Source organism: Curtobacterium sp. MCLR17_040 (assembly GCF_003234735.1).
Classification (GTDB): Bacteria; Actinomycetota; Actinomycetes; order Actinomycetales; family Microbacteriaceae; genus Curtobacterium; species Curtobacterium flaccumfaciens.
The window spans coordinates 32,757-58,727 of sequence record NZ_QKTE01000022.1 but is presented as its reverse complement, the minus strand read 5'-3'; the positions used below and the strand labels follow the sequence as shown (position 1 = coordinate 58,727).

General features: G+C 72.7%; 13 protein-coding genes, 1 tRNA gene and 1 other RNA gene. 12 read left to right on the top strand and 3 right to left on the bottom strand.

The features are described 5' to 3' along the window. Together DEJ01_RS15615 and DEJ01_RS15610 are read left to right on the top strand one after the other, a co-directional pair. A partial coding sequence (locus tag DEJ01_RS15615) for a multidrug effflux MFS transporter (RefSeq protein WP_375342387.1) occupies positions 1 to 1,306 on the top strand: 1,306 nt, incomplete at its 5' end. Between the two features lie 41 nt (positions 1,307 to 1,347). After that, entirely contained in the window at positions 1,348 to 3,351 is a 2,004-nt protein-coding gene (locus tag DEJ01_RS15610) for a helicase HerA-like domain-containing protein (RefSeq protein ID WP_111093521.1), read from the top strand. 16 nt (positions 3,352 to 3,367) lie between these two features. On the opposite strand, the gene DEJ01_RS15605 is transcribed toward DEJ01_RS15610, so the two are convergent. Continuing rightward, the gene (locus DEJ01_RS15605; protein ID WP_110863379.1) at positions 3,368 to 4,009 is read right to left on the bottom strand and encodes a hypothetical protein; all 642 of its coding nucleotides are present in this window, start codon (positions 4,007 to 4,009) and stop codon (positions 3,368 to 3,370) included. 300 nt (positions 4,010 to 4,309) lie between these two features. Beyond that, positions 4,310 to 4,394 (bottom strand) — tRNA-Ser (locus tag DEJ01_RS15600). 121 nt (positions 4,395 to 4,515) lie between these two features. Here DEJ01_RS15600 and pta point away from each other — a divergent pair. Further along, positions 4,516 to 6,624, top strand: a complete 2,109-nt coding sequence (pta, locus tag DEJ01_RS15595; protein ID WP_071405020.1) for a phosphate acetyltransferase — start codon at positions 4,516 to 4,518, stop codon at positions 6,622 to 6,624. 49 nt (positions 6,625 to 6,673) lie between these two features. Beyond that, a complete protein-coding gene (locus DEJ01_RS15590) occupies positions 6,674 to 7,870 on the top strand; it encodes an acetate/propionate family kinase (RefSeq protein WP_027466390.1) in 1,197 nt (398 codons plus the stop codon). A gap of 519 nt (positions 7,871 to 8,389) precedes the next feature. On the opposite strand, the gene DEJ01_RS15585 is transcribed toward DEJ01_RS15590, so the two are convergent. Continuing rightward, positions 8,390 to 9,064 carry an SDR family oxidoreductase gene (locus DEJ01_RS15585; protein ID WP_071405018.1) on the bottom strand — a complete coding sequence of 225 codons (675 nt, stop codon included), beginning with the start codon at positions 9,062 to 9,064 and terminating at the stop codon, positions 8,390 to 8,392. A 37-nt stretch (positions 9,065 to 9,101) separates the two neighbouring features. On the opposite strand from DEJ01_RS15585, the gene ffs reads away from it, so the two are divergent. The 8 genes from ffs (at position 9,102) to DEJ01_RS15545 (ending at position 25,944) form a co-directional block, all read left to right on the top strand. Next, an RNA gene (ffs, locus tag DEJ01_RS15580) (signal recognition particle sRNA small type) lies at positions 9,102 to 9,198 on the top strand. A gap of 233 nt (positions 9,199 to 9,431) precedes the next feature. After that, positions 9,432 to 17,048, top strand: a complete 7,617-nt coding sequence (locus DEJ01_RS15575) for a choice-of-anchor G family protein (protein WP_111093520.1) — start codon at positions 9,432 to 9,434, stop codon at positions 17,046 to 17,048. 164 nt (positions 17,049 to 17,212) lie between these two features. Continuing rightward, positions 17,213 to 20,068 (top strand): DNA polymerase III subunit gamma and tau, encoded by a 2,856-nt coding sequence (locus DEJ01_RS15570; protein WP_111093519.1) that lies wholly within the window; start codon positions 17,213 to 17,215, stop codon positions 20,066 to 20,068. After that, positions 20,068 to 20,667, top strand: coding sequence for a recombination mediator RecR (recR, locus tag DEJ01_RS15565; protein WP_111093518.1), 600 nt, complete (start codon positions 20,068 to 20,070; stop codon positions 20,665 to 20,667). The genes DEJ01_RS15570 and recR overlap by 1 nt, the downstream gene beginning before the upstream one ends. 116 nt (positions 20,668 to 20,783) lie before the next feature. Continuing rightward, positions 20,784 to 22,049 carry an aspartate kinase gene (locus DEJ01_RS15560; protein ID WP_017888681.1) on the top strand — a complete coding sequence of 422 codons (1,266 nt, stop codon included), beginning with the start codon at positions 20,784 to 20,786 and terminating at the stop codon, positions 22,047 to 22,049. 43 nt (positions 22,050 to 22,092) lie between these two features. Then, complete coding sequence (locus tag DEJ01_RS15555; RefSeq protein ID WP_071405015.1) at positions 22,093 to 23,145, top strand: aspartate-semialdehyde dehydrogenase; 1,053 nt, start codon at positions 22,093 to 22,095, stop codon at positions 23,143 to 23,145. Positions 23,146 to 23,243: 98 nt separating this feature from the next. Further along, a complete protein-coding gene (locus tag DEJ01_RS15550) occupies positions 23,244 to 24,731 on the top strand; it encodes a malate:quinone oxidoreductase (protein ID WP_111093517.1) in 1,488 nt (495 codons plus the stop codon). 58 nt (positions 24,732 to 24,789) lie between these two features. Further along, positions 24,790 to 25,944: an Rv2578c family radical SAM protein gene (locus DEJ01_RS15545; protein WP_111031969.1), complete on the top strand. Its 1,155-nt coding sequence runs from the start codon at positions 24,790 to 24,792 to the stop codon at positions 25,942 to 25,944. Positions 25,945 to 25,971 lie beyond the last annotated feature (27 nt).

Below are 25,971 nucleotides of genomic sequence, written 5' to 3'. Positions count from 1 at the left end.
ACCCGCGATCACCCCCCCCGCCCCCTCATCGTCGAAGGACTCCTGTCTCGTGACCGCGCCCGCCACCACCGGTTCGCTCCGGGTCGTCCTGCACCCGGGAGACTCGCTCTCCCGCGGGCAGCGGCTCGTCTACGTCTTCGTCCTGGGCGCCCTCACGGCGCTCGGTCCGTTCACGATCGACCTGTACCTGCCGGCGTTCCCGGCGATCAAGGACCAGTTCAGCGTCACCGACGGCGCGGTCCAGCTGACGCTCACCGCGACGACGCTCGGCTTCGCCATCGGGCAGCTCCTGGTCGGCCCGTGGAGCGACAAGGTGGGCCGCCGACTGCCGCTGATCATCGCGACGACGGTGCACATCGCCGCGTCGATCGGCGCCGCGACCGCGCCGGACATCGAGCTGCTCGCGGTGTTCCGCGTGCTGCAGGGCATGGGCGCCGCAGCCGGCGGTGTCGTCGCGATGGCGACGGTGCGTGACCTGTTCGGCGGCAAGCCGCTGGTGCGCATGTTGTCCCGCCTGGCGATGGTGAACGGCCTCGCACCGATCCTCGCGCCGCTCATCGGTTCGCAGATGCTGCAGTTCACCAGCTGGCGCGGCATCTTCGTCTTCCTCGCCTGCTACGGCCTGGCGGTGGTCATCGCCTCGATCCTGCTCATCGTCGAGACCCTGCCCCCGGCCCGCCGGCACGAGGCCGGGCACTCCACCATCGGCCAGCGCTACAAGGCGCTGTTCTCCGACCGGATCTTCGTCGGCGTCGCGCTCATCGGCGCCATGGTGTTCAGCGGACTGTTCTCGTACCTCAGCGCGTCGCCGTTCCTGTTCCAGCAGGTCTACGGGCTCGACGCGCAGCAGTACGGGCTGCTCTTCGCCGTCAACTCCGTCGGGGTCGTCCTCGGCGTGCAGATCTCGTCGCGGCTCGCCCAGCGGGTCGGTCCGCAGTGGATCCTGGCGTGCTCGACCGCGACCCTGCTGCTGGCGTCGCTCGCGATCATCGTCCTCGACCAGCTCGGGGCCGGTCTGGTCGGCGTGCTCGTCCCGCTGTGGTTCTTCATCGCCGCGTGCGGGTTCTCGTTCCCGCTCGTGCAGGTCATCGGTCTCGCCGCCCACGGGAAAGAGGCGGGAACAGCCGCCTCGGTGCTCGGCGCCCTGAACTTCGGCGTCGCCGGGCTCATCTCGCCGGTGGTCGGTTGGCTCGGCATCACGACGGCCACCCCGATGGCGATGGTGATGGCGTCGACCGCCGCCGTCGCGATCCTGATGCTCTGGTTCGTGGTCCGCCCCCGGACGGTCCCCGCGCTCACGCACTGACGACCCGGACCGCCGCGCGCTCCGGTCCCTAGGCTGTGCCCATGAGCGACGCGACGGAGCGGGCACGGGCGGCTGCCGAGGCAGCGAGACAGGCCGCCGACGAGGCACGTCGGCTCGCCGACGAAGCGGCGCGGCGAGCCGAGGAGCTCGCCGCCGCACTGGCGGCGGAGGAGCAGGCGGTCCTCACCGCGGACGCGGAACCCGCGGTCGTCGGGTCCCCGCCACCTACCGGCCTGGAGGCGCGGCTCGCGCCCGACGCGGAGCCCGCCCCTGCGGCCGCACCGGCTCCCACCACCCCTGCCGGGGCGGTCGACGCGACCGCCCCGGATCCGGTGGCGACGGCGGCGACCGGCACCGTGCCTCCCGTCCGTGCAGAAGCCGGTCCGCTCGGACCGGACGCGGTCGCGGCCATCCGTGACGGCTACGCCGTCGACGGCGGTGCGATCGAACTCGGTGCCCTCGTCAACGGCGCAGCGGTGCCCGACGTGCAGGTCCGGATCCCGCTCTCGATGCTGAACCGGCACGGACTGGTGGCCGGGGCGACCGGCACCGGCAAGACCCGCACGCTGCAGGTGCTCGCCGAGCAGATCGCGGCGAACGGGGTGCCGGTGTTCGCCGCCGACATCAAGGGAGACCTGTCGGGTCTGGCCGTCGCGGGGCAGGCGAACGACAAGCTGCTCGACCGCACCGCGGGCATCGGCCAGCAGTGGCAGGGTGTCGCGAGCCAGGCCGAGCTGTTCTCGCTGGGCGGGCAGGGCACCGGCGTGCCGATCCGCGCCACCGTCTCCGGGTTCGGGCCGCTGCTGCTGTCGAAGGTGCTCGGCCTGAACGACACGCAGGAGTCCTCGCTCGGTCTGGTGTTCCACTACGCCACGCAGCAGGGCCTGGCGCTGGTGGACCTCGACGACCTGCGGAGCGTGCTGACGTTCCTGGTGAGCGAGCAGGGCAAGGGGGAGCTCGCCGAGCTCGGGGGCCTGTCGAAGCAGACCGCCGGGGTGATCCTGCGGGAGCTCGTCACCTTCGCCGACCAGGGTGCCGACCAGTTCTTCGGCGAGCCCGAGATCGACACGCAGGTGTTCCTGCGGACGGCGGCGGACGGGCGGGGGATCGTCAGCCTGCTCGAGGTGCCCGGTGTGCAGGACCGGCCGGAGGTCTTCTCGACGTTCCTGATGTGGTTGCTGGCGGACCTGTTCAACGAGCTGCCGGAGGTCGGCGACCAGGACGAGCCGAAGCTGGTGTTCTTCCTGGACGAGGCGCACCTGCTGTTCACCGGGGCGTCGAAGGACTTCACCGAGCAGATCGTGCGGACCGTGCGGCTCATCCGGTCGAAGGGTGTCGGGGTCTTCTTCGTGACGCAGACCCCGAAGGACGTGCCGAACGACGTGCTGGCGCAGCTCGGGTCGCGCATCCAGCACCAGCTCCGCGCCCACACCCCGGACGACGCGAAGGCGCTCCGGGCGACGGTGTCGACCTACCCGACGAGCGACTACGACCTGGGCGAGGTGCTCACGTCGCTCGCGACCGGCGAGGCGATCGTCACGGTGATGAACGAGCGGGGCGCGCCGACCCCCGTCGCGTGGACCCGGCTGCGCGCACCCCAGGGGTCGATGGACCCGATGCCGGCCGACGAGATGGCCGCACGGGTGCAGGCCTCACCGCTCCTGTCGACCTACGGCACCCGCGTCGACCCGGACTCGGCGCGCGAGGTGCTCGCGCGCCGGATGGAGTCGGCGGCCGCTGCGGCCGACGCCGCCGCTGCAGCCGACGAGGCCGCTGCTGCCGCGGCGGACGCGTCGGCGGACGCCCAGCAGGAGTACGAGCGGCAGCAGCGGGAGTTCGAGCGGGCCGAGCGAGCGTCGGAGGCGCGACGGTCCGGTCGGTCCGGTCGGTCCGGCGGCTCCGGTCGGTCGGGCGGGACGCAGCGGTCCGGGACGCGGCGAACCGCGGGGGACCCGCTGTCGGACCTGCTCGGCTCCGGGTTGGGCGGGACCATCGCGAAGGAAGTGGTGCGCGGCATCTTCTCGACGCTGCGGCGTCGGCGCTGACGGGTCCGCCGGTGGGTCAGCGGGCGTTGAGGCCGGCGAACTCGACGGCGAGCAGCCCGCCGACGACCAGCACGACGAGGCCGCCGACGAGCAGGAACGCCGACCGCTGCTCGTACCAGGCGCGGCTCGTCGGGTAGCGCTTCGCGAAGGTGCGGGCGGAGACCGGCCGCGACTCTTCGACGACCTGCACGCCGAGCGCGTCGACGACCCGGTCGAGCCCGTCGTCCCCCCACACGTCGGCGCGGAGCCGGAAGAGGTGGGTGCCGGTCCGGTCGAAGGCGACGAGTTCCCGGACGGTCCGGTCCACCGACGAGCCGAAGGTCGTGGCGAGCACCAGGCTGTGCACGCGCTCGCGGGGGATCCGCCGGTGCGCCGTGAGGACCCCGCGGATCGTCAGGCCGTCGTCGTCGATCCCGATGAACGCGGTGTGCAGTCGGACGAACACGATGCCGACGGCCGCGGCCATCGCGACGACGATCCCGGCGAACACGGCCCACGTGCGGAACGGGAACGAGACCCAGACCAGGGCGACGGCGAGCGGTACGGCCGAGAAGGCGATGCTCAGCGCGGTGGAGCGGACGAGGGACCGGCGCGGACGGAGGACCGTGTCGAAGACGGCGGGCCGCACGGGTACTGCGGGCACGGTGGTGTCCCCCATGGCGCGTCTCCTCGTCCCCTCGGGTGTTCCGGGCACGCTGATCAGCACGCCCTCCGAGCGACGCCCCTGCCGCTCGATGCACCGCGGTCGGCTCGTCCCGGAGCCGTTCGCTCGGCCAGCATAGGCGACCGACGGGTACCGGGGACAGCCCGTTCCACCCCTGGTCAGCGTTTCCCGGCCAACCGAGGGGGAACAGGGCACGCGCTCGTCCGCAGGGTGGGGGACCGCACGGTCGTGGAACGACGAAGGACCCGCACCGATCGGTGCGGGTCCTTCGTGGTTGTTCGGCCTTGCTCGCTGCGGAGAATGGGGGATTCGAACCCCCGAGGGCTTGCACCCAACACGCTTTCCAAGCGTGCGCCATAGGCCACTAGGCGAATTCTCCTGACACCATCTCGCGACGGCGACACCCAATGGTACAGGTTCTGCGCGGTGCTCACGACCGCGTGTCGTCGGCGCCGGTGCTCCCAGATGTCGTGACATGTCCGGCGACTACCCTGGGCCTCGTGTCGACCCGCATCTACATCACGTCAGCAGAAGGGCACACGGGCAAGAGCACCGTCGCCCTCGGTGTCCTCGAGACCCTCGCCCGGTCCGTCGGCCGCGTCGGCGTGTTCCGGCCCGTCGCCAGATCGGTCGTCGAACCCGACTACGTGCTCGAGCTGCTGCTGCAGCACACGGCCGTCGGCATCTCGTACGACGACGCGGTCGGGGTCACCTACGACGACGTGCACGCCGACCCCGAGGCGGCGCTCGGCACCATCGTCACCCGGTTCGCCCAGGTCGAGCGGCAGTGCGACGCCGTCGTGGTGCTCGGGTCCGACTACACCGACGTGGGCAGCCCCACCGAGCTGTCCTTCAACGCGAAGGTCGCCGCGAACCTCGGCGCTCCGGTGCTCCTCGTGCTGGGTGGCCGCGACGCCGCCGAACGTGCGGCCCGCACCCCCGAGGGCATGGCGCAGGTGGCGGACGTCACGACCAGCGAGCTGCGGGCGGCACACGCGCAGCTGTTCGGCGTCGTGGTGAACCGTGCCGACCCGGACGCCCTCGCCGCCATCGTGACGAGCGTCGAGCAGGCCGTGCACGACGACCACCCGGACGTGCCGGTGTGGGCGATCCCCGAGGACCGCGTGCTCGTCGCCCCGACCGTCCGCGCCCTGCTGCAGGCCACCGGCGCCACGCTGGTCCGCGGTGACGACGCCCTGCTCGACCGCGAGGCCCTCGGCACCGTCGTCGCGGGCATGAGCATGGAGAACGTGCTGCCCCGGTTGATCGAGGGCGGCATCGTCGTCGTCCCCGGTGACCGGAGCGACGTCCTCATCGCCACGCTGCTCGCCAACCAGTCCGAGACGTTCCCGAGCCTGGCCGGCGTCATCCTGAACGGCGGGTTCGAGATCGCCCCGCAGGTGTCGCGGCTGCTCGAGGGCCTGTCGAGCTCGCTGCCGATCGCGCAGAACGACCTCGGCACGTACGACACCGCCCTCCGGATCACCCAGACCCGTGGCCGCCTGGCCGCCGACTCGCCCCGGAAGGCGGACCTCGCGCTCGCCCTGTTCGAGCAGCACGTCGACGCCGAGGCCCTGCGCGACCGCCTGCAGCTCGCCCCGTCCGGGGTCGTCACCCCGCTCATGTTCGAGCACGGCCTGCTCGACCGGGCCCGCAGCTACGGCAAACGCATCGTCCTGCCCGAGGGCGAGGACGACCGCATCCTCCGTGCCGCCTCCACCCTGCTGCAGCGCCAGGTCTGCGAGCTCACGATCCTCGGCGACCCCGCCGCGATCCGCACGCGGGCGACCGAGCTCGGCCTCGACCTCGAGGCCGCGCAGCTCGTCTCGCCGTTCGACCCCGAGCTGCGGGAACGCTTCGCCGAGGAGTACACCCGGCTCCGCGCCCACAAGGGGATGTCGATCGAGCTCGCCCGCGACACCGTCACCGACGTCTCGTACTTCGGCACGATGATGGTGCAGCTCGGGCTCGCCGACGGCATGGTCTCCGGCGCGAAGCACACCACAGCCCACACCATCCGGCCGTCGTTCGAGATCATCAAGACCCGTCCGGACACCTCGATCGTGTCGAGCGTGTTCCTGATGGCGCTCGCCGACCGCGTGCTCGTCTACGGCGACTGCGCGGTGATCCCGGACCCGACGAGCGAGCAGCTCGCCGACATCGCGATCTCGTCCGCCGAGACCGCGACCCAGTTCGGCATCGACCCCCGCGTCGCGATGCTCAGCTACTCCACCGGCGACAGCGGCTCCGGCGCCGACGTCGACAAGGTGCGCGCCGGCACCGCGTTCGTCCGGGAACGCCGACCCGACCTGCTCGTCGAGGGCCCGATCCAGTACGACGCCGCAGCCGACCCAACGGTCGCGTCGACGAAGATGCCGGACTCCCCGGTCGCCGGCCGCGCGACGGTGTTCATCTTCCCGGACCTCAACACCGGCAACAACACGTACAAGGCCGTGCAGCGCTCGGCCGGCGCCGTGGCGATCGGCCCGGTCCTGCAGGGCCTGCGCAAGCCGATCAACGACCTGTCGCGCGGCGCCCTGGTGGGCGACATCGTGAACACCGTCGCGATCACCGCGATCCAGGCCGGCACCGCGACCGACGCGGCCTGACCGCCCGACCCGCACCGTGCCTCCAGGCCCGACAGAAAGTGACCACCCCGTGACCGCAGCCCTCGTCGTCAACTCCGGCTCGAGTTCGTTCAAGTACCAGCTCATCGAGCTCGAGGACGAGCGCACTCTCGCCTCCGGGCTCGTCGAGCGCATCGGCGAGTCCGCCGGGGCCTGGAAGCACACCAACGCGCTGACGGGGGAGTCGTCGTCCAACGACGCCGCGTCGGTGCCCGACCACGCGGCCGGGTTCCAGGCGATGATCGACGCGTTCGCGAAGGTCGGGCCGTCGTTCGACGAGCACCCGCCCGCCGTCGTCGGCCACCGCGTCGTGCACGGCGGCACCACCTTCGACCGTGCGACGGTCGTCACGGACCAGGTCGAGCAGCAGATCGAGGACCTCAACAGCCTCGCGCCGCTGCACAACCCCGCGAACCTCGAGGGGATCCGCGCCGCGAAGCAGGTCTTCTCGGACGTCCCCCACGTCGCCGTGTTCGACACCGCGTTCCACCAGACGATGCCGCCGCACGCGTACACGTACGCGATCCCCGCCGACCTGGCCGCCGAGTACGGGATCCGCCGCTACGGCATGCACGGCACCAGCCACAAGTACGTCTCCGAGCAGGCCGCGGAGTTCCTCGACCGGCCACTCGCCGAGCTCAAGACGATCGTGCTGCACCTGGGCAACGGCGCCTCGGTCGCGGCGATCGACGGCGGCAAGTCCATCGAGACCTCGATGGGGCTCACCCCGCTCGAGGGGCTCGTCATGGGCACCCGCTCCGGTGACCTCGACCCCGCGGTGCTCATCCACCTGCACCGCGAGGCCGGGATGACCTTCGACGAGCTCGACACCATGCTCAACAAGCGGTCCGGCCTGCTCGGCCTAACCGGCAACGGTGACATGCGCGACGTGCAGGACGCCGCCACCAAGGGCGACGAGCAGGCGGAGGCGGCGCTCGCCGTGTACCGCCACCGCATCCGTCGCTACGTGGGCGCCTACACGGCGCAGCTCGGTGGGCTCGACGCGGTCGTGTTCACCGCGGGGGTCGGCGAGAACAACGCGCTGCTGCGGCGGCGTGTGCTCGCGGGGCTCGAGCACCTGGGCATCGAGATCGATCCGGACCGGAACGAGCTGGCATCGCGGGACGCCCGCCGCATCTCCACCGACGGCTCACGGGTCGCGGTGCTCGTGATCCCGACGAACGAGGAGCTCGAGATCGCCCGGCAGTCGGCTGCGGTCGCGCTCTGACGCGTGGCGCCGCGGCGCGGCGTCGCGTCGCGGCGGCACGGTGCGGCGTTCGTGGGCTGGTGCGGGGTTGCCTGGTGGGTGCGCGCTTGCAGCGCGGCACGGGGCGCGGAAGTCTGCACGGGGTGAGCAGGTGCGCACGGTGCGGACGGGAGGCGCGGGGCGGGCTGGTTCCGTGCCTCCCGTCCGTCCGCAGGTCGCGTCCGGTGCATGGTGCGGGGCTGCCTGTTGGGTGCGCGCTTGCAACGCGGCACGGGGCGTGGAAGTCCGCACGGGGTGAGCAGGTGCGCACGGTGCGGACGGGAGGCGCGGGGCGGGCTGGCTCCGTGCCTCCCGTCCGTCGGTGGGTCGCGTCGCGGCGGCACGGTGCGGTGTTCGTCGGTGGGTGCGCGCTTGCAGCGCGGCACGGGGCGCGGAAGTCCGCACGGGGTGCGCAGGTGCGCACGGTGCGCGGCCCGGCACCTTCGGCGAGGAGCTCGCACGGGGTGGCGAAGCGCGCACGGTGCAGGCGGCACCGACCGGTCAGGTGAGCGCGTTCAGCGCCGCCGGGATCGGGGTGTCGCCGCTGGTGACCTCGAACTGCACGCCGACCGCGGCGTCGTCGAGCAGGGCGTGCAGGACGACGGTCGCGACGTCCGCGCGGGGGATCGAGCCGCGCGGGACCGTCCGGCCGACGTGCACGGTGCCCTGCGGCGGCGTGTCGAGCAGGCCGCCGGGGCGCACGATCGTCCAGCGGAGGCGTCGGGCCCGCAGGTTCGCGTCCGCCTCGGCCTTCGCCCGCAGGTAGACCTGGAACACCGCGGCGTCGTCCTGTGCGGGCACGACGGCGAGCTCGGGGTCGTAGGTGTCGGCCGCCATCGCGGAGATCATCACGTACCGCTCGATGCCGGCACGCTCGGCGGCGTCGGCGAGCAGGATCGCACCGTCGCGATCGACGGTGAGCTTCCGTTCGGCGCCGCTGTTCGGCCCGGCACCGGCGGCGAAGACCACGGCATCGACACCGCGCAGGCGGAGCGCGAGGTCGTCGTCGCCGAGCTGCTCCAGGTCGGCGACGATCGCACGCGCCCCCTGTTGCTCGACGTCGGCCACGTGCGCGGGGTTGCGGACGATCGCGACGGCGTCGTGGCCGGCGTCGGTGATCTGGCGGGCGAGGAGCAGGGCGATCTGGCCGTGTCCTCCGGCGATGGCGATCTTCATGTGTTCGAGTCTGCCCGTCGCGTCCGGTAGACTTCTCGGCGGCTCCTCACGTGACGCCATCCAGGCCAACTCCCCCAGGGCGGAAACGCAGCAAGGGTAACCAGGCTCTGGCGGGTGCGTGAGGAGTCTTCTTCGTTCCGGGTCGAGTCGGCTCCCCGGTGTCCGCCCCCTGTTCGGGAGGTCTCGCGTCCTTTTTCGTCGATGCTTGCGGACAGCTTCCTGATCATGTGTAAAGATCTGCCTCAGGAATCCCCAACCAGGGTTCCGACACTCCACCGCCTCACCAGCGGAGGAGCCTCCGCCGCCTCACCAGCGGTGGATTCCGAGGATCAGGTGGCGGGCGCGCCCGCCAGGAAAAGAGACACGCATGCGCAGGCACGCGTCGCTGCCCGGTACCCCCGTACCCTCCGCAGCGGACGAACGGACACGACGGATCACCCGCGCCGACGGCCGAGCTCGAGGACGAGCGACGGACGGTCGGCGGTTCCTCCTGCGCGGCGGCGTCGTCGCCACGGTGACGGCGCTCATCGCCGCCACCGTGGCGATCCAACCCGCTGCGGCCGCCCAGAACGACGTCGCCGAGGCCGAGGGGCTGCTGCTCAGCGGCTCCGGCATCGTCGACGCCGATGCGGTCGCCCAGCTCGGCGGCGCGTACTCCGCGCGGGGTGCGACCTCGGGCGGCGGCACCACGAACCAGCCGCTCAACCTGACGGCGCTCAACGCCATCGGGGTGGACCTCGGCAACGACGTCAACCTGCTCGGCCCGAACGGCATCCTGACCCTCGGCGTCGACGGTCAGTACGCCACGACCTCGGCCACGGGTGCGACCGCGTCGTCGGGGCTCCTGACGAACGACGGCGGCATCGGGGTCGGCACGGGGTCCGGCACCGGCGCCGCGACGCTCGACCTCAACCCGCTGTTCTCGCGCGTCGGCGCCGACACCACGGTGCTGTCGAACGCGCAGCTGCGGGTCGGGGCCCTGGCGTCCCGGATCCAGGCGACGCGCGGCACCACGGTCGGGACGACGACGGACTACCGGATCGCCGGCGCGGACCTGAACCTGACGAGCCCGGCGGTCGCCGGACTCAGCACCGCGCTCCGGAGCGACCTGCGCACCTTCTCGGGCACGGTGAACTCCGCGGTCGGCGCGAACGGCGCCCTCTCCGGCACCACGACCGCCCTGACCGCCGACATCCAGCGGCTGCTCCGTGGCACGACCCTCGGCCTGGTGAACGTCAACGGCACGAACGTCACCGCGACGGTGGACCTGAACCTCGACGACACCCTGACCCGGGTCCTGCAGGAACCCCTGACCGACGGCGCCGTGACGATCACACCGGCGACGGGCGCGATCACGGTCGACCTCGACCAGCTGACCACGCTGAACGGCCAGCCGGCGAACACGCCGGTGCTGACCGAGGCGGCCGTGGCCTCGATCAACCGGAGCATCACGACGATCCTCGGCACCCAGCTGCCGACCGTACTGCAGACGGCGGTCGTCAACACGATCAACTCGACCGCCGTGCGGGTGAACGTCACCGCGAACGTCAACGCGGCCGGCCTCCCGCTCGCCGGACTCGCGCTGCGCGCGGACACCACGCTCGGCGCCCTCGCCGGCACGTCGCCCGCCACCGCCACGGTGACGGCGACCGGTGGCCCCCTCGGGCTGAACGTGCTCGGCACCCTGCTCGCCCCGGCGGTCAACACCGTCGTCATCCCGGCACTGCAGACCATCGTGCGTCCCCTGGTGACGGGCACGGCCCTGACGAACCTCGGCACGACGCTCACGGCGACGACCTCGGCCGTCTCCACCCTGCTGAGCCCCGTCGTGCTGCTGCTCCGTCAGGTCGTCGACCTCACCGTGAACGCGCAGGACACCACCGGCTTCCGCGACCCCCGCGGGTACGACACCGGATCGCGGAGCGTGCACGCCCTGCGGCTCTCCGTGCTCCCCGGGGCGAACGTCGCCACCGTGGACCTCGCCACCTCGACCGTGCGCGCCACGGCGTTCGCGGCTCCGACCATCACGGCGCCCACGGCCGGACAGCAGTTCACCGTGCCGTCGGCGACCTCGACCCGCAGCGTCGTCGTGAGCGGGGCCGGCGAGCCCGGTGCCGCCGTGGCCGTCAGCCTCGGCGGAGGCCTGACCGGCGCCGCGACCGTCGCTGCCGACGGGACCTGGACGACGACCATCGCCGACGTCCCCACCGGTGCGTACACCGCGACCGCGACCCAGACGGTCGGCGGCATAGCGGCCGGCACCGCGACGCAGGAGTTCTCCGTCGTCGCCCAGCGTGCACTGACGATCACCACCCCCACGGCCGGTCAGGCCTTCACCACCACGGGGGAGACCGCCCCGGTCACCCTGACGGGCACCGCGACGGCGAACGCGCGCATCAACGTCGACCTCGGCGGCGGCGTGACCGCGACGGGCACGGCGGACGACGCCGGCGCCTGGAGCGTCACCGTCCCCGAGGTCCCGGTCGGCGAGCAGACGGCGAGCGTCACGCAGACCGTCGGCGACACGACCTCGGCACCCGTGACCCGGTCCTTCCGGGTCGTGGCCGCAGCCGGCCTGACCGTCGACACTCCCACGGCTGACCAGGACTTCCCGCTCGCCGGCGACACCCGGTCCGTCCCGTTCTCCGGCAGCGCACAGGCCGGTGCCCGCGTTGACGTCGACCTCGGTGACGGCCTGACCGCCACCACCCGCGCGAACGCCGACGGCACCTGGTCGACGAGCGTCACGGACGTCCCGGCCGGGGAGTACTCGGCCGAGGTCACCCAGACCGTCGGCGGCACCACGAGCGCCGCGGTCACCCGGGACTTCACCGTGACGGCGGCCCCCGCGCTCACCATCGACGAGCCGGCCGACGGCAGCACCATCACCGTCGCCGACGACAGCTCGACCACCCCGGTGACGGTGTCCGGCTCGGCCGCTCCGAACGCCCGGGTCACCGTCGGCATCGGTGGTTCCTTCACCGCCGCGGTCACCGCGGACGAGGACGGCGCCTGGACGACGACCTTCGCCGACGTCCCGGTCGGGGAGCGCACCGTCACGGCGCGTCAGAGCGTCGACGGCACCACGTCCGGCCCGGTGGAGACCACCTTCACCGTCGAGGCGGGCGACCCGCTCGCGATCACCGCGCCCGCGGACGGCGACGTGGTCACGGTCCTCGACGCCGACACCACCACCGACCTCGACCTGGCCGGCACGGCCGAGGCCGGCGCCGAGGTGCGGGTCTCGCTCGGCGACGGACTGACCGCCACCACGACGGCCGACGACGACGGCACCTGGACGCTGACCGTCACCGACGTCCCGGTCGGTCGGTACACGATCTCGGCGACGCAGACCGTCGGCGGGACCACCTCGCCGGCCGTCCGCCAGGTCGTCACGGTGCAGGCGGGCGCCCCGCTCGCCGTCACCGCTCCGGCGCAGGACGCCACCGTCACGGTCGCGACCGACGACTCCGTCGTCGACGTCACCGTGCGGGGCACCGCGCAGCCCGGTGCACGCATCGAGGTCGTCCTGGACGACGGCGACGCGGTGTCCACCACCGCGAACCCGCAGGGCGCCTGGTCGGTGGTCCTCACCGACGTCGGCACCGGCGACCACACCGCGACGGTCACGCAGACCGTCGACGGTGCGACCTCGGCACCGGTCGACCGTGACTTCGCGGTCGAGGCCGGCGACGAGCTCGTCATCGTGGCACCGGGTGACGCCCAGGAGGTCCCCGCCGGCACCGGCGGGCAGGCCAACGTGGTCGTCCGCGGCACCGCGGAGCCCGGCGCGACCGTCGCCGTCACGATCGACGAGGGCGACCCCGTCGAGGTCGTCACGGACACGGCCGGCAACTGGGAGCTCCCGACCACGCAGCTCGGCATCGGCGAGCACACCGTCGAGGCCGTGCAGACCGTGAACGGCACCGACGGCCCGGTGGTCACGCGTGACTTCACCGTGGTCCCCGGCAACGCCATCGTCATCGACACCCCGGCGAGCGGCGCACGCTTCGTCGTGGTCGACGCCGACGCCACCGCGACCGTCCGGATCACCGGCACGGCCGAGCCCGGCGCCGCGGTGACCGTCTCGGTCGGCCCCGGCACCCGGTTCACCACCACGGCTGACGACGACGGGCGGTGGGCGGTCGACGCCACCGGTCTCGCCCCGACCGGCGTGTACACGGCGTCCGCCAGCCAGGAGGTCGAGGACGTCGTGACGAGCGCCGTGCCGATCACCTTCGAGGTCGTCACGGCCAACGCGCTGACGATCACCGGTCCGGACACGGACCCGATCACGGTCGCCGGACCGGACGTCGTGCGCGACGTCACGGTCACCGGCACCGGCCAGCCCGGCGCCGCCGTCACGGCGACCCTCGCCGGCTCCGAGGACCAGGAGACGACGGTCGGTGCCGACGGCACGTGGTCGCTCACGTTCCCCGACCTCGGCGTCGACGAGCACCAGGTCGCGGTCACCCAGACCCTGGCCGGCGCCGTCTCCGACCCGCGCACCTCCGACCCGGTCGAGCGCACGGTGACGATCGAGGCCGCCGACGCCGTCACGATCACCGCGCCGGGGACCGACGTGGTCCTCCTCGTGCCGGACGCCGATGCGACGCGCGACGTCGTCGTCACGGGTTCGGCGGAGCCGGGCGCGCCGGTGACGGTGCGACTCGGCGACGACGAGGCGACCACCACCGCGGACGCGGACGGCGACTGGACGGTCACGTTCGGCGGGGTCGGTGTCGGCACCCCGACGCTCACCGCCAGCCAGACGGTCGGCGGGACCACCGCCTCCAGTCCGGACCAGACCGTCACGGTGCGGGCCGGGACCGCGCTCGCCATCGTGACCCCGGAGGACGGCGACGTCCTGACGGTCGCCGACACGTCCGGCACCGCCGACGTCGAGGTGACCGGTCGGGCGCAGCCCGACGCCGAGGTGACGGTCCGGATCTCGACCGGCGAGACCGAGACGGTGACCGCGGACGAGGACGGCCGGTGGGAGACCACCTTCCAGGACGTCCCGGTCGGTGACCACCGCGTCACCGCGACGCAGGTCGTCGGCGGGCAGACCTCGACGCCGGTGACTGCGGCGGTGTCGGTCCGTGCCGGAGCCCCGCTCGTCGTGTCCACCCCGCGCGGTGCCACCACCGTCACGGTGGCGGACGACGAGGCCACCACCGGGGTCGACTTCGCGGGCACCGGTGAGCCGGGCGCGACCGTCACGGTCGACCTCGGCGACGGCGGGACCGCCACGGCGACCGTGGACGAGGACGGCCGCTGGGCGACCACGGTCGAGGACGTGCCGACCGGTTCGTTCACGGCCTCGGTCACGCAGGCCCTGAACGGCACCACGAGCGCGGCGGTCGAACGACCGGTGTCCGTGGTCGCCGCCGCGGACCTCACCATCCGTGAGCCCGGCGACGACCCGATCACGGTGGCCGACGGCGACGCGACGACGACCGTGACGGTCGCCGGTGACGCCCAGCCCGGCGCCACGGTGACGGTCACCGTCGACGACCGCGACCCCGTCGAGGTCACCGCCGGTGACGACGGCTCGTGGAGCGTCGACGTGCCGGACCTCGGTGTCGGCGAGCACACCGTCGAGGTGACGCAGACCGTGGACGGCTCGACCTCGACCACGCCGGTCGAGACGACCTTCGAGATCGAGGCGGGCGCGCCCGTCGTCATCACCGAGCCGACGGCCGACCAGGAGTACACGGTCGCCGACGGGGACGGCACGACGACGGTCGACGTCGCCGGCACCGCCGAGCCGGGCGCGACCATCGTGGTCGACCTGGGCGACGGTCGCACCGAGTCGACCACCGCGGACGACGACGGCGCGTGGAGCGTCTCGGTGCCCGGTGTGCCGGCCGGCACGACGACCGTGAGCGTCACGCAGCGCATCGACGGCACCGAGTCCGCGCCGGTGACGGTGGACGTCCGCGTCCTCGTCGCCGAACCGATCACGATCGCCACCCCGGCGGACGGCACCACGATCCGGGTCGCCCAGCGTGACTCCGTCGCGACCCTCACCGCCGCGGGGGCTGCCGAGCCCGGTGCCGAGGTCCGTGTCACGATCGACGGCGGCGACGCCCGGACCGTGACCGCGACCGACGCCGGTACCTGGAGCGTCGAACTGCCGGACACCACCGTCGGCGAGCACACGATCCGGGCGACCCAGACGGTCGACGGCTCGACGTCCGCGGCGGTGCGCAGCACCTTCACCGTGGCACCCGGTGCCGCGCTGACGGTCACCGCACCGGCCGACGACACCACGTTCACCGTGCCGAGCACCGACCCCACCGCGACCGTCCCGGTCGGCGGCGAGGGCCAGCCCGGCGCGTCGGTCCGCGTCGTCCTCGACGACGCCGACCCGGTCGTGGTCCGTGTCGGCACCGACGGACGGTGGGAGACCACGCTGGCCGACGTGCCGGCGGGGGACCACACGCTCGTCGTCACCCAGGTCGTGAACGGCACGACGTCCGATGCGATCGAGCGCGACGTGACCGTCGTGGTCGCCGCCGCGGACGCGATCGTCGTGACCAGCCCGGCCGACGGCACCGACCACCGGGTGCTCGGCGGTTCGACCGACGTGCGGGTGACCGGTACCTCCGCACCGAACGCCGCTGTCTCGGTCCGCATCGACGACGGCACCGCGGTCGCCACGACCGCGGACGACGACGGGACGTGGTCCGTGACGGTGCGGGACGTCGCCGAGGGATCCCACACGGTCGCCGCCAGCCAGACGGTCGACGGTGCCACCACCGACGCTCCGCAGGTCGGCTTCACCGTGACGGCCGCGACGCCGGTCGTCATCTCGAGCCCGACCGACGGTCAGGCGTTCCCGACCACGGGGTCGACGACGTCGGTCCCGGTGAGCGGCACCGCCGAGCCCGGTGCGACCGTCACGGTCGACGTCGACGGCCGGACCGCCACGACGACCGCCGGCGACGACGGTTCGTGGACGGTCACGATCGGTGGCGTTCCCCTCGGGGACCACACGGTGTCGGTGACGCAGACGGTCGGCGGTCGGACCTCCGACCCGGTGACCGCCGACGTCACGGTCGTGGCTGCGCAGGAGACGGGCATCGTCATCACGAGCCCCGACGCCGGGCAGCTCATCCAGGCGGACGGCTTCGGGGACACCGGCTCGTTCACGGTGACCGGTCAGGCCACCCCCGGCGCCGCGGTGACGGTGACCCTGTCCACCGGGCAGGTCCGCACCACCACCGCCGACGACGAGGGGGCGTGGAGCGTCGTGTTCGAGCGTGTCCCCGAGGGGGAGTGGACGATCAGCGCCACGCAGTCGGTGAACGGCACGACCTCGGCGGCGCCGCAGGTGCCGATCGTGGTCGACACCCTGGAGCCGCTCGCGGTCACCTCGCCGACACCGGGTTCGCAGTACATGGCCGACGAGGACGGTGACCACGACCTGATGGTCACGGGCACCGCCGAGCCCGGCGCGACCGTCACCGTGCAGCCGATGGGCCGCGACGCGGTCGCCACGACGGCCGACGAGGACGGCGAGTGGTGGGTCATGGTGGCGCTGCCGGTCGGCGGTCACATGCTGCGCGTCACCCAGTCGGTCGGCGGGTTCACCTCGCAGGCGCAGATGCTCCGCGTCATGGTGATGGACGACGCCGTCGACCCGGAGGAGCCGGGCACGCCCGGCACCCCGGGGACGCCCGGAACGCCCGGGGCCCCCGGAACGCCGGGTGCGCCCGGTCTGCCCGGGACGCCGGGGACCGGCAACGGGACCGGCACCGGCGGTGGCTCCGGGAACGGCTCCGGCATCGGCGGTGGCTCCGGGAACGGCTCCGGCGCCGGGATCGGTGGCTCCGGCAACGGCACCGGTGCCCTCGCCTGGACCGGCGCGGACGTCGTCCCGATCGCCGGCACCGCGGCGGGCCTGGTGGCCCTCGGGTTCCTGCTGCTGGGGCTCTCCCGCCTCGCCGGCAGGCTCCGTCGCCGCACCCGCGGCTGAGTCCGCACCAGCGTCACACACCGCGCCTCCCGCCCGTCGACCAGACGGACGGGAGGCGCGGTGCCGTCCGGGCGCTCGGCCCACCGCCGACGGGTGGTCCGGCCCGGCAGGACGACCTGTGGACGGGCACGCGGGTTGTCGGTCGTGACGGCTACCCTTGTCGCGTGGTCACCGCCCTGTATCGCCGTTACCGGCCCGAGAACTTCGCCGAGCTGATCGGGCAGTCGCAGGTCACCGACCCGCTCCGCACGGCGCTCCGCACGAACCGCGTCAACCACGCCTACCTGTTCAGCGGGCCCCGTGGCTGCGGCAAGACGACGTCGGCCCGCATCCTGGCGCGCTGCCTGAACTGCGCCGAGGGCCCGACCGACACCCCGTGCGGCGTCTGCCCGAGCTGCGTGGAACTCGCCCGCGACGGCAGCGGGTCGCTCGACGTCATCGAGATCGACGCCGCGAGCCACAACGGTGTCGACGACGCGCGTGACCTGCGCGATCGTGCCGTGTTCGCGCCGGCTCGCGACCGCTACAAGATCTTCATCCTCGACGAAGCGCACATGGTGACGCCGCAGGGCTTCAACGCACTGCTCAAGCTGGTCGAGGAACCGCCGGAGCACGTCAAGTTCATCTTCGCGACGACCGAGCCCGAGAAGGTCATCGGCACCATCCGGTCGCGCACCCACCACTACCCGTTCCGGCTCGTCCCGCCCGCGGTGATGCTCGAGTACATCGAGCAGCTCTGCACGCAGGAGTCCGTGTCGGTGGCCCCCGGCGTCCTGCCCCTGGTGGTGCGTGCCGGCGGTGGATCCGTCCGTGACACCCTGTCGCTGCTCGACCAGCTGATGGCCGGCAGCGAAGACGGTGCGATCGCCTACGAGCGTGCCGTGGCCCTGCTCGGCTACACCGATGCCGCCCTGCTCGACGACGTCGTCGACGCCCTGGCCGTCGCCGACCCGGCGTCCGCGTTCGCCGCGATCGACCGCGTCGTGCAGACCGGACAGGACCCCCGCCGTTTCGTCGAGGACCTGCTCGAGCGCCTGCGCGACCTGATCGTCGTCGCGGCGACGAACGAGAGCGCCGCCGCCGTCCTGCGCGGGGTCTCCCCGGAAGAACTCGACACCATGAGCCGCCAGGCCGGGGTCTTCGGCGCGACCGGGCTCTCCCGCTCCGCCGACATCGCGAACCGTGCCCTCACCGAGATGACCGGCGCGACCTCGCCCCGGTTGCACCTCGAACTCATGACGGCCCGCATGCTCGTGCCCGAGGCCGACGACACCCAGCGCGGAGCCCTCGCCCGGGTCGAGCGACTGGAACGTCGTGTCGGGGTGGGTGACGTCGGTGGACACGACGCCGGTGGACACCAGGCCGGCGCCGGCGAGCAGTCCGCTCCCGCCGTCGCCGCTGCACCGCGTCGTGAGCAGCCGGCAGCTGCGGCTCCCGCAGCGCCTGCTCCCTCCCTCGCCCCGACGCCCGCTCCGGCAGCGGCTCGTGCGACGCCCGAGCGTCCCGTCGAGCAGCCCGCCGCGCCGCAGGCCGACTCCGGAGCCGTGGCCCGTGACGCCGCAGCGTCGTGGGCAGCGGTCGCTCCGAGCACTCCTGGAGCGCCCGGACAGACATCGGCCGAGCCCGCGAAGTCCGAGCCCTCGAAGCCGGAGCCCGCGAAGGCGGAGCCCTCGAAGCCCGCGGCCGAGCCGGTCAGCCCGTCGTCCACCGGTCAGGGCACGACGATCGGTGACGAGCCCGCCGTCCGGACCGTCGGTGCGGTCGGCTTCCAGCAGATGCGCGACTCCTGGCCGCAGATCGTCGAGCACGTGCAGCACGCCAAGCGTTCGGCGTGGTCGGTGGTCGTCACGGCGCAGGTCACCGCGCTGCGCGACGACGTGCTGACGCTGACGTTCCCGAGCCAGCAGGACGTCGCCTCGTTCAAGGAGATGTCCGACCCCTCGGCGAGCGTCAGCGAACTGCTGCGTGCCGCCATCGTGGACGTCCTCGGCCTCCGGGTGAAGTTCGTCGCCCGCGGGCCCGGACAGCAGCAGCGTCCCCAGCAGCAGCAGCAGCAGCAGTCGGCTCCGGCACAGCAGGCCGCACCGGCCCAGCGTCCGGCGCCCGCTGCCCAGACGCCCGCCGCCGCGGCCCCGGCCCCGGCGCCGGCGCCGGCCCCGGCGCCGGCGCCCGCAGCACCGGAGTCCCCGGCGCCGGCTTCCGCTGGTGAGCCCACGCCGAAGGCTGCCCCTGCCGCCGAGCCGAAGGCCGCGTCGGCAGCACCCGAGTCGACGGCACATCCTGCGCCGACGGCAGCGCCCGCGCCGAAGTCCGCGCCGGCGCCGAAGTCCGCGCCGGAGCCGAAGGCAGCGCCGGAGCCGAAGGCAGCGCCGACCGCGTCCGCCCCGCAGCGCGACCAGGCACCGGCCGAACCGGCCCCCGCTCCATCCGGTGCGCCGGTGACGGACTGGGCGGTCGCGACGATCCCCGCCAGCGACCCCACCGCCGACGCCGTCCCGGAGTCCGTCGAGCCCAGCTGGGCAGCACCCTTCGGCACCGTGCCGGCGTCCGCGCCGGTCGCCCCCGCCGAGACGAGCACGCCCCAGCCGGCCGAGTCGGCACCGTCGGCCGCACCCGCGCGACCGGGCGCTGCCACGGCCGGGCAGCCCGACCAGCCGACCACCCCGGGTCCGCAGGCGGCGTCCGGAGCGGGAGCCGTGCCTCCCGGCGGTCCCGTCGTACCGGGCGTCCCGGTCGACGACTACCCGCTCGACGACGAACCGTACGACGACGGCGCCCCGTTCCCCGACCCGGGGATCGGACGCGGTGCAGCGCCAGCAGCACCCGCAGCCGCGGCGCCGGCAGCCCCGACGCAGCAGGCCGCCCCGCAGCGTGCGGCCCAGCCCGCCGCCGCTCCCGCGCGCACCGCACCGCCAGCACGCCGCGCCCCGGTCGCCGGCCGGTACGGCGAGGCCGTTGTGCGTGAGATCCTCAACGCCCAGTTCATCGAGGAGACCGCTCTCCACCAGGACGGTGCCTGATGTACGACGGGATCGTCCAGGACCTCATCGACGAGTTCGGCCGCCTGCCCGGCATCGGCCCGAAGTCGGCGCAGCGCATCGCCTTCCACATCCTGCAGACCGAGTCGTTCGACCCGAGCCGACTGTCCGAGCTGCTCGCCGACGTCAAGGAGCGGGTCCGCTTCTGCGAGATCTGCGGCAACGTCACCGAGAACGTCCAGTGCAGCATCTGCCGCGACCCGCGCCGCTCGCCGGCCACGATCTGCGTCGTGGAAGAGGCGAAGGACGTCGCGGCGATCGAGCGCACCCGCGAGTTCCACGGGCTGTACCACGTGCTCGGCGGGGCGATCAGCCCGATCGACGGCATCGGTCCGGACGACCTGCGCATCCAGCAGCTCATGACGCGCCTGGCCGACGGCACCGTGGCCGAGGTCATCATCGCGACCGACCCCAACCTCGAGGGCGAGGCGACGGCGACCTACCTCAGCCGGCTGCTCGTCCCGATGGGCATCCGCACCACGCGGCTCGCGTCGGGGCTGCCGGTCGGCGGCGACCTGGAGTACGCCGACGAGGTCACGCTCGGTCGTGCCTTCGAAGGGCGCCGCGTCGTCGGCGGCTGACCGCCACGCAGGATCCTTGCGTCGGGGCCCGCTCGCACGCAACATCCCCGAAACACCGACTACCATTGTGAGACCGCGTGACCTCGCGGTGTCGCCGTCTCCGGGAGTACCAGCCAGTGGCCTTGATCGTGCAGAAGTTCGGTGGTTCATCCGTCGCGGACGCCGAGAGCATCAAGCGCGTGGCGAAGCGGATCGTCGAGACGAAGAAGGCCGGCAACGACGTGGTCGTGGCGGTGTCGGCGATGGGCGACACCACCGACGAACTCGTCGACCTGGCGCACTCCGTCACGCCGATCCCCGCCGGCCGTGAGCTCGACATGCTCCTGACCGCGGGGGAGCGCATCTCGATGGCGCTGCTCGCGATGGCGATCAAGAGCCTCGGGGTCGAAGCGTCCTCCTACACCGGCAGCCAGGCGGGCATGCTCACCGACGCCCAGCACGGCAAGGCCCGCATCGTCGACGTCACCCCGAAGCGCGTGCGCGAGGCGCTCGACTCCGGCCACGTCGCGATCGTCGCCGGGTTCCAGGGTTTCAACCGCACCACGGGCGAGATCACCACGCTCGGCCGCGGCGGTTCGGACACCACCGCCGTCGCCCTCGCCGCAGCACTCGACGCCGACGTCTGCGAGATCTACACCGACGTCGACGGCATCTTCACCGCCGACCCCCGTGTCGTGCCGAAGGCCCGCAAGGTCGACCGCGTCACCAGCGAGGAGATGCTCGAGCTCGCAGCCTCGGGTGCCAAGGTCCTGTACATCCGTGCCGTCGAGTACGCCCGGCGGCACGGCGTCACCCTGCACGTCCGGTCCTCGTTCAACAACAACGAGGGCACCATCGTCTACAACCCTGCCGAGGGGGAAACCGTGGAAGAACCGATCATCACCGGGATCGCCGGAGACCTCTCCGAGGGCAAGATCACCGTCGTGGGGGTCCCGGACCAGCCGGGCAAGGCTGCCGAGATCTTCACCAACGTGGCACGCGCCGGGGCGAACATCGACATGATCGTCCAGAACGTGTCGGCAGCGTCGACCGGGCGGACGGACATCTCGTTCACCCTGCCGAAGGACCAGGGCCAGACCGTGCTGACGGCGCTCGAGGTCGCGAAGGCCGACATCGGCTACGAGAGCATCCAGTACGACGACCAGATCGGCAAGCTCGCCCTGGTCGGCGCCGGGATGCGCACGAACGCCGGCGTCTCGGCGCAGCTCTTCCGCGCCCTGCACGACGCGTCGATCAACATCGAGATGATCTCCACGTCCGAGATCCGCATCTCGGTCGTGACCCGCGCCGACACCCTGAACGAGGCGATGCGCGTCGTGCACAGCGCGTTCGGCCTCGACGCCGACGCCGAGGCCGTCGTCTACGCCGGCACCGGCCGCTGACGCCCGCCGACCCGTCGATCCGCTGAACCACCAGGAGCACCGCATGAGCACCCTCACCGTCGCCGTCGTCGGCGCCACCGGCCAGGTCGGCGCCGTGATGCGTCGCCTGCTCGAAGAGCGCGCGTTCCCGGCCGACCGGGTCCGCTTCTTCGCGAGCGCCCGTTCCGCCGGCACGACGCTGCCGTTCCGGGGCGAGCAGATCGTGGTCGAGGACTCCGAGCTCGCCGACCCGTCCGGCATCGACATCGCGCTGTTCTCCGCCGGGGCCACCGCCTCGCGGGCCCTCGCGCCGAAGTTCGCCGCCGCCGGGGCACTCGTCGTCGACAACTCGAGCGCCTGGCGCATGGACCCCGACGTCCCGCTCGTCGTGAGCGAGGTGAACCCGCACGCCATCGACCAGGCGCCGAAGGGGATCATCGCGAACCCGAACTGCACGACCATGGCGATCATGCCGGTGCTCAAGGTGCTCGACACCGAGTCCGGGCTCCGCCGCCTGGTCGCGACGACCTACCAGGCGGTCTCGGGTTCCGGGCTCGCCGGGGTCGAGGAACTCCTGGGCCAGGCGAAGGCCGCGCTCGAGCAGGACACCGCTGCGCTGACGCACGACGGATCCGCCGTGACGTTCCCCGAGCCCGTCAAGTACGTCCGCCCGATCGCCTTCGACGTCGTGCCGCTCGCCGGCAGCATCGTCGAGGACGGCCTGGGCGAGACCGACGAGGAGAAGAAGCTCCGGAACGAGAGCCGGAAGATCCTCGAGCTGCCCGACCTGCTCGTGGCCGGCACCTGCGTTCGCGTCCCCGTGTTCACCGGGCACTCCATCTCGGTGCACGCCGAGTTCGAGCGTCCGCTGTCGCCCGAGCGTGCGACCGAGATCCTGTCGAGCGCACCCGGAGTCGAGCTCTCCGACGTCCCGACCCCGCTGCAGGCCGCCGGCCAGGACCCGGCGTTCGTCGGCCGCATCCGCGCCGACCAGTCCGCGCCCGAGGGCCGCGGCCTCGTCCTGTTCGTGAGCAACGACAACCTGCGGAAGGGCGCCGCGCTCAACGCGGTGCAGATCGCCGAGACGATCGTCGCGCGCCGCTCCGTCGACGCGTAGCGCGCCCCGAGCGCGACCAGCAGACGGACAGGAGGCCCGTGGCGACACCGCCACGGGCCTCCTGTCCGTCTGTCGGGTGCCGCCGGTAGGATCGACGGGTGGCAGAGCAGCAGGTGGACCCCATCGACGTCGTCCTGATCGGCGGAGGCATCATGAGTGCCACGCTCGGGGCCATCATCCACAAGCTCGAGCCCAGCTGGAAGATCCGCGTGTACGAGCGGCTCGGCACGGTGGCGCAGGAGTCCTCGAACCCGTGGAACAACGCGGGCACCGGGCACTCGGCACTGTGCGAGCTGAACTACACGCCGGAACTGCCGGACGGCCGCGTCGACATCGCGAAGGCCGTCACGGTCAACGAGCAGTTCCAGGTCTCGCGGCAGTTCTGGGCGCACCTGGTCGAGACCGGTGTGCTGCCGGAGCCGTCGAACTTCATCAACCCCACGCCGCACATCTCGTTCGTCTGGGGCGAGGCCAACGTCGCGTACATGCGCGCCCGGTACGAGGCCATGCGTGACCACCCGCTCTTCGCGGGCATCGAGTTCTCGGACGACCCGGCGCAGATCCGGAAGTGGGCACCGGCGCTCATCCCCGGCCGCAAGAAGGACCAGCCGATCGCGGCGACCTACTCGGCAGCCGGCTCGGACGTCGACTTCGGGTCGCTCACCCGCCAGCTCTTCGACCAGCTCGAGATCGACGGTGTCGAGTTCGAACCCTCGCACCAGGTCACCAACCTGACCCGCTCCAAGGTGTCCGAGGGCTGGGTGCTCAACGTCCGCAACGAGATCGGCCGGTCGACGCAGCGCATCGCCGCGAAGTTCGTCTTCGTCGGTGCCGGCGGCGGAGCCCTGCACCTGCTGCAGAAGTCCGGCATCCCGGAGATCCGCGGCTACGGCGGCTTCCCGGTGTCGGGCGAGTTCCTGCGCACCGACGACCCCGAGGTGGTGCAGAAGCACTCCGCCAAGGTCTACGGCAAGGCCAGTGTCGGTGCCCCGCCGATGTCGGTGCCGCACCTCGACACCCGCATCGTCGACGGTGGGTCGTCGCTGATGTTCGGGCCGTACGCGGGGTTCAGCCCGAAGTTCCTGAAGCAGGGCTCGGTCCTCGACCTGTTCCGCTCGATCCGACCGCACAACCTCCGCCCGATGCTGAGCGTCGCGTTCTCGAACTTCGACCTGGTCCGCTACCTGGTCGGCCAGCTCCTCGCGTCGAAGCACACCAAGTTCGAGGCGCTCCGCGACTTCATGCCGAGCGCCGAGCCCGAGAACTGGCACCGCATCACCGCGGGGCAGCGTGTCCAGGTGATCAAGCCCGACAAGGACAAGGGCGGTGTGCTGCAGTTCGGCACCGAGGTCATCACCGCCGCCGACGGCTCGATCGCCGGCCTGCTCGGGGCGTCGCCGGGTGCCTCGACCGCCGTGCCGATCATGCTCACGATGCTGCGCCGGTGCTTCCCGGACCGGTGGGACGGCTGGCAGGAAGACGTCCGCGCGATGGTGCCGACCTACGGGCAGGACCTGGGGGACGACCCGGCTCTGGCCGACGCCACGCTCGAGCGCACGGCGAAGGTGCTCGGCCTGCACCACTGAGGCCTGTCGTGGTCCGCTCGGGTTTGCGGTCTGTTCGAACGTGTGTTCGAATGACGGCATGCGGTGGAGTGGACAGGCGATCGACGCCGAGCAGAGCGACGCGCTGCCCGGGATGGAATCGAACAGCGGGTTCGTCCGGAGTGTGACGACGCCCGAGTTCGCCGGGGTGACCTTCCACGAGGTCCTGGCGAAGAGCGCCCTGAACCGGGTGCCGAGTGCGGACGGGTCGGGCACGTACGGCTGGACGATCAACCCGTACCGCGGGTGCAGCCACGCCTGCGTGTACTGCTTCGCCCGCCCGACCCACACGTACCTGGAGTTCGACGGCGGCGCCGACTTCGACCAGCAGATCGTGGTGAAGACGAACGTCGCCGACGTGCTGCGTCGTGAGCTCGGCAAGCCCTCGTGGGACCGTCACCCGGTGGCGCTCGGCACGAACACCGACCCGTACCAGCGGGCCGAGGGGCGGTACCGGCTGATGCCCGGCGTGATCGAGGCGCTGGCGGAGTCGCGCACCCCGTTCAGCATCCTGACGAAGGGCACGCTGCTGCGCCGCGACCTGCCGCTGCTGGCCGAGGCGGCGAAGGTGGTGCCGGTCGACCTCGCGATGTCGATCGCCGTGTACGACGACTCGCTGCAGCAGTCGGTCGAGTCCGGCACCCCGACGACTTCGGCCCGGCTGGCGACCGTGCGGGCCATCCGCGACGCGGGGCTCGACTGCGCCGTGTTCCTGATGCCGGTGCTGCCGTACATCACCGACACCCGGGCGCACCTCGACGACGCCATCGGTCGGGCGACCGCGGCCGGCGCGACGAGCATCATGTACTCGGCGCTGCACCTGCGGCCGGGCGTCAAGCCGTGGTGGTTCGAGTGGCTCGGCCGCGAGCGACCCGACCTGGTACAGCGGTACCGCGCGATGTACCTCGACAACACCTACGCGCCGAAGGACTACCGACGGTGGCTGTCGGAGCGCATCCGCCCGATCCTGGCGGCGCACGGGGTCGGACTGGGGCGAGTGGACCCGGCGACGGGGTCGATGGGCTTCTCGGAACCGCGGACGCTGCAGCCGGGCGTGCCGCAGGGGCTGGGCACGGGCGGGCCGCAGGCGCTGCCGCAGGAGCAGTCGGTGCCGACGGTGTCACCGCTGAAGCGCGCCGACCCCGGGTTCGACCAGCGGCTGCTCCGGCCGGCTGCGGCGCAGACGCTGTTCTGAGGGGCGGCCGTCCGGGTCGTGTCCGGT

Coding starts and splice junctions, on each gene's coding strand:
- DEJ01_RS15610 (WP_111093521.1), top strand. CDS start 1,348: ATGAGCGACGCGACGGAGCGGGCACGGGCGGCTGCCGAGGCAGCGAGA.
- DEJ01_RS15605 (WP_110863379.1), bottom strand. CDS start 4,009: ATGGGGGACACCACCGTGCCCGCAGTACCCGTGCGGCCCGCCGTCTTC.
- DEJ01_RS15585 (WP_071405018.1), bottom strand. CDS start 9,064: ATGAAGATCGCCATCGCCGGAGGACACGGCCAGATCGCCCTGCTCCTC.
- DEJ01_RS15575 (WP_111093520.1), top strand. CDS start 9,432: ATGCGCAGGCACGCGTCGCTGCCCGGTACCCCCGTACCCTCCGCAGCG.
- recR (WP_111093518.1), top strand. CDS start 20,068: ATGTACGACGGGATCGTCCAGGACCTCATCGACGAGTTCGGCCGCCTG.
- DEJ01_RS15555 (WP_071405015.1), top strand. CDS start 22,093: ATGAGCACCCTCACCGTCGCCGTCGTCGGCGCCACCGGCCAGGTCGGC.
- DEJ01_RS15545 (WP_111031969.1), top strand. CDS start 24,790: ATGCGGTGGAGTGGACAGGCGATCGACGCCGAGCAGAGCGACGCGCTG.